13 protein-coding genes are annotated in these 13207 nt (G+C 45.2%); all 13 read left to right on the top strand.

The features are described from left to right. Window positions 1–59 precede the first annotated feature (59 nt). Window positions 60–419 (top strand): YlbF/YmcA family competence regulator, encoded by a 360-nt coding sequence (locus DEAC_RS14535; protein WP_047810800.1) that lies wholly within the window; start codon window positions 60–62, stop codon window positions 417–419. Between the two features lie 57 nt (window positions 420–476). Beyond that, window positions 477–1643, top strand: coding sequence for an N-acetyl-alpha-D-glucosaminyl L-malate synthase BshA (bshA, locus tag DEAC_RS14530; RefSeq protein ID WP_047810799.1), 1167 nt, complete (start codon window positions 477–479; stop codon window positions 1641–1643). A gap of 71 nt (window positions 1644–1714) precedes the next feature. Then, the gene (locus tag DEAC_RS14525; protein ID WP_083996190.1) at window positions 1715–2617 is read left to right on the top strand and encodes an AAA family ATPase; all 903 of its coding nucleotides are present in this window, start codon (window positions 1715–1717) and stop codon (window positions 2615–2617) included. Next, entirely contained in the window at window positions 2607–3953 is a 1347-nt protein-coding gene (locus DEAC_RS14520; protein WP_047810797.1) for a vWA domain-containing protein, read from the top strand. The genes DEAC_RS14525 and DEAC_RS14520 overlap by 11 nt, the downstream gene beginning before the upstream one ends. Before the next feature lie 350 nt (window positions 3954–4303). Then, the gene (locus DEAC_RS14515) at window positions 4304–4474 is read left to right on the top strand and encodes a DUF362 domain-containing protein (protein ID WP_047810796.1); all 171 of its coding nucleotides are present in this window, start codon (window positions 4304–4306) and stop codon (window positions 4472–4474) included. A 127-nt stretch (window positions 4475–4601) separates the two neighbouring features. Beyond that, window positions 4602–5030, top strand: coding sequence for a Fur family transcriptional regulator (locus tag DEAC_RS14510; RefSeq protein ID WP_047810795.1), 429 nt, complete (start codon window positions 4602–4604; stop codon window positions 5028–5030). 116 nt (window positions 5031–5146) lie between these two features. After that, window positions 5147–7345, top strand: a complete 2199-nt coding sequence (locus tag DEAC_RS14505) for a glycoside hydrolase family 2 protein (protein ID WP_242847168.1) — start codon at window positions 5147–5149, stop codon at window positions 7343–7345. A gap of 27 nt (window positions 7346–7372) precedes the next feature. Further along, window positions 7373–8434 carry a methionine synthase gene (locus DEAC_RS14500; RefSeq protein ID WP_047810793.1) on the top strand — a complete coding sequence of 354 codons (1062 nt, stop codon included), beginning with the start codon at window positions 7373–7375 and terminating at the stop codon, window positions 8432–8434. Window positions 8435–8524: 90 nt separating this feature from the next. Continuing rightward, on the top strand, window positions 8525–8725 hold the full coding sequence (locus DEAC_RS14495; RefSeq protein ID WP_047810792.1) for a DUF1858 domain-containing protein: 201 nt from the start codon (window positions 8525–8527) through the stop codon (window positions 8723–8725). 469 nt (window positions 8726–9194) lie between these two features. Next, window positions 9195–9716 carry a LysM peptidoglycan-binding domain-containing protein gene (locus DEAC_RS14490; protein ID WP_053006449.1) on the top strand — a complete coding sequence of 174 codons (522 nt, stop codon included), beginning with the start codon at window positions 9195–9197 and terminating at the stop codon, window positions 9714–9716. A gap of 394 nt (window positions 9717–10110) precedes the next feature. Continuing rightward, window positions 10111–11514 (top strand): dihydrolipoyl dehydrogenase, encoded by a 1404-nt coding sequence (gene lpdA / locus DEAC_RS14485; protein ID WP_047810791.1) that lies wholly within the window; start codon window positions 10111–10113, stop codon window positions 11512–11514. Between the two features lie 312 nt (window positions 11515–11826). After that, window positions 11827–12258, top strand: a complete 432-nt coding sequence (mraZ, locus tag DEAC_RS14480) for a division/cell wall cluster transcriptional repressor MraZ (RefSeq protein ID WP_200903144.1) — start codon at window positions 11827–11829, stop codon at window positions 12256–12258. 16 nt (window positions 12259–12274) lie between these two features. Then, a complete protein-coding gene (gene rsmH, locus DEAC_RS14475) occupies window positions 12275–13207 on the top strand; it encodes a 16S rRNA (cytosine(1402)-N(4))-methyltransferase RsmH (RefSeq protein WP_047810790.1) in 933 nt (310 codons plus the stop codon).

The following is a 13207-nucleotide window of genomic DNA, read 5'->3' as shown; positions in this document are numbered from 1 at the left end:
CGCAAATTTTTATATAATATTGACAATCATTAGATGAAGAGGGAAAGAGGGGGTAAGAAATGGCGGCACATGATTTGGCTCACGAATTGGCCCGTACACTTAAAGAATCCGCTGAATTCAAGCAGTTTTACAAATCAAAAGCAAAGGTTATGAGTGATGCTAATAATCATAAGATGGTTCGTGAATTTCAATTAAAACAATGGGAGATACGTGAGGCGCAAATGTTGGAACAAGAAGTCAGCGAGGAAAAACAGCAAGAGCTTGAACGTTTATATAGTCTAGTGAGCATTAATCCGGCAGCGAGGGAGTATTTGGAGGCTGAATTTGAAGTGTCACGAATGGTTAATGATATCCAGAAGATCATCGGAGAGGCCATTCAGGATGCAATGCCTATCGGCTTTGAGGATATGAATCCTTGAAAGGCCTCTTGGCTGACTTGACAGAGGCTATGCCGGATTTGAAGTGGGTGCTTGAGAATGAAAATCGGAATGGTTTGTTACCCGAGTTATGGAGGAAGCGGTGTTGTCGCTGCTGAGCTCGGCTATGCATTGGGTGAGCGAGGTCATGAAGTCCACTTTATCTCTTCGTCTCGCCCTTTTCGCTTACATCGCTATCATGAGCAGCTATTTTTTCATGAGGTAACCGAGGTGAGTTATCCTTTGTTTAAAACGGCACCTTATACCCTGTTGCTGGCTAATAAAATTGTTGATGTCGCCAATTTTGCGGGGCTGGATATTATCCACGCTCATTATGCAATTCCTCACAGTATCAGTGCCTATTTAGCTGTGCAGATGATGGCGAAGCCGCTGCCTTTAGTAACTACCCTGCATGGAACGGATGTCACTTTGGTCGGAGCCTATGAAGAGTTTTTTCAATTGACACGCTTAGCCTTAAAGGTGAGTGACCGTCTGACATCTGTTTCTCAAGCCCTTGCTCTGGAAACAGAAAGGACGTTTGGGAAAACAGATCAAGGAATTCAAGTGATTCCCAATTTCATTGATCATAAAGTTTATTGTCCTTTAAGCAGTTCAACGCGACGATGCAGACGGTATTTTGCTCCTCAAGGTGAGAAGATTTTAGCCCATATTTCCAACTTCCGAGAGGTAAAACGCGTGGTTGATGTAGTCGATATTTTTGCTCGGGTTGAGAAGAGACTAGATTGTCGTTTATTACTGATAGGAGATGGGCCTGAGATGAGCCGGGTTGAACGGGAGGTAGTGAGACTGGGTTTAGAAGGCAAGGTCCAATTTTTAGGCAAGCAAGAAAGCGTTCATGAGATTCTCCAGATGGTTGATGTCTTTCTGCTTCCTTCAGAACAAGAAAGCTTCGGGTTAACAGCACTGGAAGCAATGGCTTGTGGAGTTCCTGTCGTTGCCAGCAGAGTCGGTGGATTACCGGAAGTTGTCCAGCATGGGAAAACGGGCTTCCTGAAGGAGGTCGGAGACCTTGAAGGAATGAGTGAAGCAGTTGTGGAGCTGCTCTCTGATGAAGCACGTTACAAAACATTTTCTGAACAGGCAGTCCGCTGGGCCAGAGAGACATTTCCGGTGGAGCGGGCAGTTTCGGAGTATGAGAAGGTGTATGAGAGTGTGGTTCAAAGTCCCAGGTTCAGTGGCTTGAAGAAAATTGTTCCAGGACATTGAGCGGGAGCTGAGATAAAATTTGAATTGAGAACAATTCTAGGAAATGTGAAAGGGGGAGGACTATGAACCGGATGACCCTTGATCAGTTTGAAGATGCTTTGGAGGAAATTGGCTATATTACAGAGAGGGATGATCGGATTGCTCTCACGGCCTTTTTAGCGACGGAGTTAGGCAAGCCTCTTTTGATTTCCGGACCAGCGGGAGTTGGCAAGACGGAGATTGCTAAAGTTCTCAGCCAGGTTTTTGGGGCGCCCTTGATTCGTTTGCAGTGTTATGAGGGGTTAGATGAAACGAAGGCACTTTATGAATGGAATTATCAAAGGCAGCTTTTGAAAATTCAAATGAGTCAGGAAAAGTTAAAGGAAGAAGACCTTTTTTCTTCGGATTACCTGCTTCCGCGGCCATTGCTGCAAGCCCTTGTCAATCCCAAAAAGAGTGTCTTGTTAGTGGATGAAATTGATAAGACCGATACCGAATTCGAGGCTTTTCTCTTTGAATTATTAGGAGAATTTCAGGTGACCATCCCTGAAATGGGGACAATCAGGGCCCAAGAACCTCCGATAGTCGTTTTGACCTCCAATGGGGAAAGGGATCTTTCCGATGGGCTAAAGCGGCGATGTATTTTTCTTAATGTTGAGCCTCCATCTGTGAACAAAGAAGTCCGAATTTTGCGCAAAAAGGTTGCTGATTTGCCGGAACGTTTAGCTTTAGAGGTGGCTCGTGCAGTTCATATTTTGCGGGGCAGGCTCTCGTTAAATAAGGTGCCTTCAGTTTCAGAAACGATGGATTGGGCCAAAGCCCTGCTGGTTATGGGAAAAAGCGGCTTGGATCCTGCCTGGGTAGAGGCGACATTGACTTTGTTATTAAAAAGTCAAGATGATGTAGACTTGTTTTATCGGGAAATGGGGGCGGAGCAACTTCTCTTTGAAGCGAGCAAACTGGGACAAGAGGAAAGGCGTGCTCATGGAAAATAAACCTGAGAGAGTGAGTGAATTAGACCGCCATTTAGTTGAATTTGCCCAATTATTACGCTCTGTTGGCTTAAAGATCAGTCCTTCGGAAATCTATGATGCTGCACAAGGATTAACGATACTGGGGATGGCAGATAAGAACAAGGTTGAAGCAGTGTTGCAGGCAACCCTTGTTAAAGATGTCCGTTATATCCCCTCGTTCCAAGAAGCCTTTCGGGCCTATTTTGCCAGTATGAAGCAAAAAGAAGTGTGGCAGAAGGAAACGGCGGAAAAAGCCAGCCAATGGCAGGAACAGTTGGAGCAGGCAAGGCAGGATTTGCGTTTTCAGGGAAATGAGTTGGAGATCACGGAAGAACAGAGGGCTGTTTATGCAAGTCTGCCTGAGAACGATAAACAGCGATTAAAAGATTTCCTGGATAAGTCAGCGCAAGGGACAAAAAGCGGGATCCCCGTTGATCATACATATCAGCCTATGGTTGAACGGGTTCTGCGCGGTTCTTTGGAATATTGGCGCAAACGGTTGAATGAGGACGATCCGATTCTTTCGCCGAGCTCAACGGATGGTGTATTGTCAGAAGTTGAACGGGCTTTACGGGAACGTGAAGCAGACGTTTTAAGCCGGGACTTAAAAAAAATATCCGCAGAAGAATGGCCGGAAGTGACACGCCTAATCCGTCGTCTGAGTCAGCGTCTTGCCACCCAGGTTACACGACGTTATCGTGCTGATCACAGGCGCGGTGGGGTGGAAATGCGGGCAACGCTGCGTAAGAATTTGCGTTATGGCGGAGTGCTCATGGAACGGAGTTACCGCTCCCGGCGCAGGGCACGACTTAAAATTGTTTTGCTTTGTGATATTTCGGGCTCGATGCTCAAATATACCGAGTTTATTTGGCAATTTGTTTATGGACTTTCTGCAGCTGTCAAAGGGATTAAAACCTTCGCTTTTGGCGAAGCTCTCATTCCTTTGTCGGGACAATTAAAAAAAGAGCAAACGTTTGAGGAAATGGTTAAGGAAGCCCTGAAAATTTCGGGAAAAGAATGGGGCGGAGGAACAAATTTTGCCAATGCTTTGGTGACTCTGCAGCAAGCCTTTCCAGCAGCTCTTGCCAAACAAACACTCTTAATCGTAGTCAGTGACGGTCAAACCTTAGAAGGAGAAAAGGCAGCGGTTTTATTAGAACAGATTCGGCGCCATGTTCATGAAGTTCTATGGCTGAATACTCTTCCTAAACGTCGTTGGCAAGAGACTCCTTTTGTTCAAGCATTTCTTCCCAGCTGTCAAATGTATGAATGCTACACTTTGGGCCATTTGACTCAAATTTTGAAGCAACAATTCTAAGCTGGCAGTGTTTATTCTGAGAGCAAACAGAGCATACTATAAATGAGCTATTTGTTCTCAATTACACAAAGTGAGGGAAGAAAAATGTTGGAAAAATGTAGAGCCTGCGGTTTTGAACATGAAGATTTAGAACACGTACTCTTTCGAAGAAATCATGTGAGTAATCGTGTCTTGCCTTATTGCTCATATTGTATGCGCCGATTATACCAGGTGCCGTATAGGCCGGAACGCGATCTATAATCTGGTACGAAATTATACATCATGCCCTGAAACATCGTTTTTATGCTTGCCTTTTTTCTTAAGCTTTGGTATATTGACTTTGAAGTTGGAGAAAAAGGGGATGTTTAATCATGGCATATGTTATTAGTACCGATTGTATCAGTTGTGGTGCTTGTGAAGGGGAATGCCCAGTTTCTGCCATTAGTGAAGGCGAAGATCGATATGTTATTAATGCAGATCTCTGCATTGATTGCGGTTCCTGTGCTAGTGTTTGTCCTGTTGAAGCACCAAATCCAGCTTAATTGACGGCATGATTGAAGGATCACAAAAAGGAGAGTTATGACTCTCCTTTTTCATTGACAAATAACTTACATTAGTTTAAAATTTAATTAAAAATTATTTTAATTATAAGGAAAGGGGGTTTTCTCTTTGGATGCGATAGAAATTCTTAAGCAATTAAAGGATAAAGGTGTCCGCTTTACGCCTCAGAGACAGGCAATTTTGGAATTTCTCCTTGGTACTACGACTCATCCCACTGCCGATGAGATTTATCATCATGTCAAAGCGAAGTTTCCAGGCGTGAGTTTAGGGACCATTTATAATACATTGAACATGCTTAAAGTTCATGGACATCTTTTAGAATTGTCTTACGGGGATATGTCAAGCCGTTTTGACGGCAATCCTCATAATCATTATCACATAGTCTGTTCAAAATGTGGTAAGGTCGTAGATTTTCATCGCCCCCTCATTGATCTTTCTCAGGAAGCGCAGGAAAAATCCGGTTTTGTAATTCTTGGCCATCGTCTGGAATTCTATGGTATCTGTCCGGAATGCCGCCAGGATGAGGTGCTAAACTGATCAGGATTGTTATGAATGACCAATGAACCCTCTTGTGCAGCAGTGACAAAGTCACCCTCTGCCAAGTGGGTTTATTTTTTTAAAGGCAAGGGTTTTTAAGGTTTTGCACGAATATAATGCGTATAAATCTTCTGGATATTGAGGGAGCTATTATGTTCAATCGACGCATCATTGTTTTTTTAGCAGCATTTGTTTTATTAATCGGAACATTATGGTGGAACTGGCACAACCCTGCAGGACTGGCTCTCCAAGTGAGCCAAAATGTAATAAGTTCAAGCCGTTATACGCAAGCTTTGGATGGGACGTGGGATCGCTTTTCTTCGTTACGGCAGGCCTGGACAACGGAATCTGAACGTTCTCAAGGGAAAACTAACCAATCTATTTTAACTGCCGGGCGTCCTATGACATTACCTTCAAGTGAAATGTTTTCCATAGGGGCGAAGCGGTTTCGTGTGCCGGCAGAATGGAGCTCCAGAACCATGCTCCTTACCTTAAACGGGGTGCAGGGGCATGTGTCAGTTTACTTAAATGGGACAACAAGCCCTGATAAAATCGGAGACTTTGAGGGAAGCGGCGGGGCAGACGTTGTAGAGATACCTCCCAAGGCATTTCGTTATGGAGAAGATAATATTTTAATCGTTGCACTTTCCTCAAGTATTCAGCAGCGAACCATGTTTTTAGGGTCATCCTGGCCGGAATTGGGACGAATTACCGGGGACGTTAATTTAGAGGCTGTTGTTGAAACGACGTTGACAGAGCCGCAGCTTAAGGTTACCTGGAATAATGCGACTGCCCAGGTTGCAGTTACTACAGAGCTTTGGCACCATGACTTTACCCCTGAAGGTCCTTGGACGGTTTATGGGGTTATTTCTGACGGATCAGCCGGTGTTGCCGAACAGACTATCACGGTTCAGCCCAAGAATAATGCTGATCATCAAGCGGTTAATCTCCTGTTTACAGTTCCGAATGCCCGGCGCTGGACCCCCCAATCTCCTTTTCTCTATCAGCTGCATCTGACAGTAACGAACAACCGCGGAGATATTGATGATTTAGCAATTCCTCTTGGACTAAGGACGATTGCTTTTTCGTCCGGGAAATGGCTTTTGAATGATCAAGCGCTTGCCATTAAAGGCGAAGCCTTAACCCCTGATGAGGAATACAAGATTCGTCATACTGGGCAATTGGCGTCTTGGCTTAAGGGTGAACAGCGCAAAGGAATCAATCTTATCTACTTCATTGGTCAGTACCCTGATGAGCTCTGGCTGAAAACGGCCGATCAGGCGGGGATGGGTATATGGGCAGAATTACCCGTTGCCGGGGTTCCTTCCAGTCGGCTTGCTAAGCCTGAAGATGCGGTTAGGATTTCTGCGGAAAAAATGATTCACCCCTCCCTCTGGGCCTGGACAGTGGGTAAGGGGTTAGATTCCGATTCAACGGCTCAGACCTATTTGCAGCAAGCAGCAGCTAAGGTTCAGCCTGATTTGGCTTTTGTCATTAGAGCCATGCCGAGTTCGGTAACCGGGCTGCCCGATGCTCAATCTTTGGTGGTGCAAGGTAATACGATTCAAGGATCTTGGGGAGAGGTCAAGGCAGAATCATTATCTCTGCCCAGTCCTGTCTGGGCAAAAGAACCGATAGTTTCGGGATTCTGGACGTTCTTGATGATTTTCATAACTTGGATGAATATCCGTTCTGTTACATGGCGTTATAAAGAATTAGGAGCGGCTAAACCGAGAAGGCGTTTGCGCAATGCGTGGCTCTGGAACGGATTGCTTGTTCTGGCACGGGAAGGCTTAATTGGCGGGCTGATCACCTCGGTTTTATATCGTATTCCGACGAATTTCAGTCCTTGGTTTGTCCATTTATGGCCGGGCATCGAGTCATTGCAGGAGCAATCTCCTTGGCTGATTTGGGGATTGGTAAGCATGTTAGGCATTCTTATGAGGCTATTACAGGTTGGTGTCGCCGCTCCCCATTTGCCTAATGCTCCTCATGTCTTAGGAGTTCTTTATTGGCTTGAACGACGTTATTACTTTGCAGTTTTAGTTGCCCTTGGCTGGGCCGCATTGTCCTGGGGAATTCCAGTATACGTTCCTTTGCTCGGCTACTTGCTGTTTAGTTGTTTGCTGTTTCCTCTTCGTGTCCATGATATCCATCGCATTGGTGGGCGTTACTTGCCATTTTTGCTGGTACCGGGAATTTTTGTTGGTTTTATCCTGGTCTGGGGAGCTTTTCACTACGCAGATGGAATTTATTTGTGGCATCTGCTGAAAAATTGGGATTTTAGATCCTTGTCCTTTAAGTTTTCTCTTTAAAGTATCAGCAGGAAAGGGGTTAGGCCAATGTATAACATTCAGTTTAAACCGAATTTCTTGATTTCGGGGGTTGGCAGTGTCCCTCATACTAGGGGCGAAGAGGCTTTGGAGTTAATCTGGTCGAGTATCCCGCGAGCGCCTCATTGGCCCCAGCTTCCCGGACTGGGGGCTGAAAGTTCCTTTGTGGCCCAATATCTTAATGCATTGTTGGAAACAGGGGTTATCGAGGATGTTAATGCCCCAAAGTTCCAGATTGAAGCGAAAGACTGGACTGAGCGGATGACTGCTTTCTTTGAACTATATTTGAAGGCCTTGGACGGTGATGAAGAGGCTTTGCAAAAATTCGGTTTTAGTGACGCAGGCGGGGAAGGTTTTGAATTGTTCTGCCGCGACTTGGAATTAAACGGAACTCGCAATGCGGTCCTCTTAAAGGGACAGCTTAGCGGTTCATTGACTTTGGGAATGCAGATAACGGATAATCAGAGAAAAGCCAGTTATTATAACGAAACTTTAAGGGATATGCTGGTCAAGAACTTGGCGATGCATGCGGAGTGGCAGACGAAACGACTCCAATCCTTTGGCTTACCGGTACTGATGACTATTGATGATCCTGGTCTCTATGCTTTTGGTGCCTCTACACACGTGACTCTCGACAGAACCCAGCTTATTGAGGAGTTAAATATCATTGCCGGAGGAATTGTCAGGCAGCGGGGAATTCCAGGGGTTCATGTTTGTGCGGGAATGGATTGGACACTAATTTTTGACTCCGCAATCAAAGTCCTTAATTTTGATGCTTATAGCTATATGCCTAGTATGATGGTCTTAGGGGAGCCTCTCAATGAATTTTTGCAGCGTGGGGGAATTCTGTCCTGGGGGATTGTGCCTACAAATAATAATGCCTGGGAGGAAAGTGGTGACACTATTAGAAGACGCCTGGAAGACAATATTCGGGAACTTGTTAAACGGGGTGTGGATGAGTCTCTGCTGCGGCAGCAGAGTATGCTTACCCCCAGCTGCGGAACAGGAACGTTAAGTAAAGAGTTAGCGGAACATATTTATAAATTGTTAGTGGATATCGGAAGTTATTAAAGGATCAGGATAGCAGTGAAGAGGGACTACTCCCATGATGGAAGTGGAAGTCTTAGAATTGGATAAACAGTGTAGGAAGGAGAGCAGGAAATGCTGACAAAAGAGATGACAGTTGGTCAAGTATTGAAATTATATCCTCAAACGGTTCAGATTTTTTTAGAGTTGGGTATGCATTGCCTCGGCTGCCCTTCATCGGCTACGGAAAGCCTGGAAGGAGCCGCCTTGACTCATGGGCGGGATCCTAATAAATTAGTTGCCCAGCTTAATGAGGCAATTACGGGAAAAGGTTAAAGTGCTTTTTAGCGCTACAGGGACATGGGGGAGCTGACTTTCGTCGGCTCTTTTTTGCTATCTCCCCTCACGCAATTTTATAGGCTTTACCGCTTCTCCAAGCAATGAGTTTTTCCCCTGGTAGAGGGTGCAGTCGTTGGCTTCATTTGTGTTAAGACTAGCTAAAACGGGATTTCTTTAAAGAAATAGCTAAAAACTTGGACTAACTTTAAAGCGTCAATTGGAAAGCGATGAATTCTGGGTGAATATTATAAATTACTGTTGGCTTTTCTCGCTAGATGTTATGGAAATGGTACATGCAATCCTTAAAATGGGACATTCATCAATGAGGAAAATAGTTATGCAAATAAATAGCAAGAAATTCATGGTACATACACAATATAACTGGCAAACCATATATTGTTATTAACCAAAAGGAAAAACAGCCGCTTAATGTTAAATGATCTGAACACTGAAGGAGGAAATTAATATGGAATTACGTTCCGTTGCTTATAATCCTACACTTGGTATGGGTGGAATGTCAGGAATGTCAGGTATGGCTCCGGATGCTCAAGGAATGGCAGGAATGCAGGGTGCTCAAGCAATGCCTGGAATGCAGGGTGCTCAAGCAATGCCTGGAATGATGGGCGCTCAGGCAATGCCTGGAATGATGGGCGCTCAGGCAATGCCTGGAATGATGGGTGCTCAAGCTATGCCCGGAATGATGGGGATGCCGGAAGCGGGAATGCATCAAGGAATGTATGCAGATCCTTGTTGTCCGATGCCTTGCCCCCCGATGCCGTGTCCTCCGGAACCAATGGTGCACAGCACTATGCCGGAACCAACTCCAGCTCATGAAGTTTATGTCGTTAAAAAAGGTGACACTGTATACAAAATTGCTAAACGTTATGGAACAACGATGCAGGCTATTATACTGGCCAATGATTTGCGTAACCCAGACCTGATTTATCCCGGTCAAATCTTATTTATCCCTGGAGCTTCTGCTTACTAGAGTTCTTTTGACACCTGAAAGAAAATATCGTTATAAATCCCAAAGAGACGCAGCAATAGTTTTCGATAAACTATAAACAAGTAAATTAGCCCTATAAAGTGCGTTTTGATTTCTATATGCTCCCCCTGTGTGACAGCCAAAATAGTAAACTGTCAATTACAGGGAGGAGCACTTTTATCCAGTTTTTAAGCCCCCCACTTCTATAAGTGGGGGTGGCTCCTTCGTTAACAGTTCACTTTCGTCTTTAGGGGCTTTTGCAATAGTCCTAATCGTATACATAAGATACATACAGCGAATAGTATAGGTGTTATGTTTTTATGCTTTCAATTTAAAATCCTCCCCGCCAAAGTGCTAGCAGGGAAAATGTTGGAGAAAGTCGAAATATTATAGAAAGATGGTGGAAGGAGTGGAAGCTGTGTCTTATCAGGTTGGGATTCTTGGCGGCGGGCCGGGTGGATATGTCTGTGCTTTAAGGGCTGCTCAACTAGGCTTATCTGTTGTGCTGATTGAAGGGGAGCGCTTGGGAGGAACCTGTTTAAACAAAGGATGTATTCCGACCAAAGCTCTTGTTAAAAGTGCAGATCTCTGGCGTGAAATCCAGCATGCTGAAGAATTTGGGCTGTCCATAGGAGAAAAAGGAGTAGATTATGCTAAAGTAATGGCTCGTAAGGATCAGGTGGTTAATACCCTTGTCGGAGGGATAGAGAAATTACTCAAGTCGGCCAATGTTCGGGTTATCAAAGGCTGGGGCGAGTTTAAAGAACCGGGAAAGCTCGAAGTAACGACGGACGCAGGCTTTGAAACAATCGATGCAGACAATATTATACTGGCTACGGGGTCAGTACCGGTTCGTATTCCAATACCAGGTGCAGCTCTTCCCGGTGTGGGAACAAGTGATGAACTTTTAAATGAAACGGAGTTGCCGAAGCGTCTGGTTGTTATAGGCGGGGGAGTCATTGGTTTAGAATTTGCTTCAGTTTTTCAGGCCTTCGGTGTAAAAGTAACGGTTGTGGAGATGCTCCCAACTCTCTTGCCGACAATTGATGAGGAAATTCCTAAGCGCTTGAATCCGTTGCTTAAACGCAGCGGAATGGAGATCTTTACCAAGACGGCTGTCAAAGAGATCTGTCAAGAGGGTGACAACCTCATTGTGCGGGTCGAAGATGCTAAAGGAATTAAGGCGATTCCGGCCGACCGCGTCCTCTTGGCGACGGGACGCAAGCCTAATTTGCAAGGCATTGACACGGCTAACCTTGGTTTGGAATTAGAAAGAGGCGCCTTGAAAGTCAATGCGCAAATGCAGACAAATCTTTCTCATGTTTATGCGATCGGAGATGCGATCGGGGGAATTATGTTAGCCCATGTTGCTTCGGCTGAAGGAATTATTGCCGCAGAACACATAGCAGGGCGTTCCGTTTCGATGAGTTACAAGGCTATCCCCAGTGCCATCTTTACTCATCCGGAAATTGCTTCCGTCGGATACTCTGAACAGGAGCTTAAGACTTCCGGTATTGACTATCGGGTCAGTAAATTCCCCTTTTCGGCTAATGGCAAGGCCCTAGCCTTAGGCGAAAGCGTTGGGATGGTTAAGATTTTAGCGGATGAGAAAGGGATTGTTTTAGGAGCAAGCATTATGGGACCACAGGCCAGCAGCTTAATTGCAGAGTTAGGGATCGCAGTGGAAAAAGGACTTCAGTCCGAAGACATTGCCCGAACAATTCACGCCCACCCTACACTTCCCGAGACTATCATGGAGGCTGCTCATGGGATCATGGGAAAACCATTGCATATGGTTTAGATTCAAAAGAATTATTTACTAACACAATGGTTGCTGCTATTTTAGCTGCAGCCATTTTTTTGCGATATATTTTCGTGCCAAATCCCATGTAATCCTGATATAAGCCGCTGGTCATGACGATAAGCGGACGAGCTTATCGCCAACCGCATCTTATTACGCATACTCCTGCAGTGTGGATTGGCCAAGTGTCCCCGAAGCTAAGGACTTTATTCCTATTTTTTAATTTTCTTTGGAAAACTTTCATTTTAGAGCAGGAAAATCTTGTTGAATGGAGAATAGTGGGATGAAGTGGGGTAAAGTGGGGCGAACAACATGTTTATGGGGGAGTACATTCATACAATTGACGGGAAAGGCCGGCTGATTATACCGGCAAAGTTCCGCGAAGCCTTAGGAGAACGCTTTATTGTAACTAAAGGCTTGGATCATTGTTTGTTTGTCTATCCCATCGCCGAGTGGAATGTGTTGGAAGAGAAACTTCGCGCTTTACCGTTTACTCAACCTAATGTTCGCGCCTTTGTTCGTTTCTTTTTTTCGGGAGCAACGGAATGTGAATTGGACAAGCAGGGCAGAATTCTATTGCCGGCTAATTTACGCGAATATGCGCAATTGGAAAAGGATTTAATTCTTGTCGGGGTGTCCAGCAGGGTGGAAATTTGGAGCCAGACACTCTGGACAGACTATAGTCGGCAGGCAGAAGCTGATTACGCTAGTGCTGCTGAATCCTTGGTAGAGCTTGGTATATAGAAAGGAACGGGTTAATTTGGATTTTCAGCATGTAACGGTTTTGTTGAAAGAGACCGTCGACAGAGTGGTTACTGATCCCTCAGGAATTTATGTTGACTGCACCCTTGGCGGAGCTGGGCATAGTCGGAGAGTTCTAGAGAAACTTGACTCCAAGGGGAAATTAATTTGTTTTGACCAGGATGAGCAGGCGATTTATCACGCTCAAAATCTTTTTAGCGGAGATAAACGCGTTTTGTTAGTGAAAGAGAATTTCGAAAATTTAGAGAAGACCCTGTTGGAATTGGATCTCCGACCTGTCAAAGGCATAATTTTTGATCTGGGAGTCTCCTCTCCTCAGCTGGATGAAGCTGAGAGAGGGTTCAGTTATATGCAGGACGCACCTCTCGATATGCGTATGGATTCAGAAAGTCCCATCACAGCGAGAGAGATCGTGAACACTTGGCGCGAAGAATATTTGGCTAAGATTATCTGGGATTATGGTGAGGAAAAATGGGCTAAGCGAATTGCCCAATTTATTGTCCAAAAACGCCAAGAGAGGCCGCTGGAGACGACGGGAGATTTAGTAAACGTCATTAAAGCCGCTGTTCCTGCGGCTGCTCGACGAGAGGGTCCCCATCCAGCAAAACGAACGTTTCAGGCCATTCGCATCACTGTAAATGATGAGCTGGGAGTTCTCGATCGTGTTTTGGATCAGGCTTTAAGGTGCTTGGACCAAGGAGGCCGCTTGGGCGTAATTACGTTTCACTCCCTTGAGGACCGAATGGTTAAAGAACGAATGAAATCTTGGCTGGGGCGCTGCACATGTCCTCCGGAATTACCGCTTTGCCGGTGCGGGGCTAAGGCAGTGGCCAGAATATTAACGCGCAAACCCATTTTTCCTACTGAAGAAGAGATTGAAACAAATCCGCGGGCCAGAAGTGCAAAATTGCGGATTGCTGAAAAAATATAA

Source organism: Desulfosporosinus acididurans (assembly GCF_001029285.1).
GTDB lineage: Bacteria > Bacillota > Desulfitobacteriia > Desulfitobacteriales > Desulfitobacteriaceae > Desulfosporosinus > Desulfosporosinus acididurans.
Note: the sequence above shows the minus strand (reverse complement) of the source record. Positions and strands in the feature narration are given on the sequence as shown.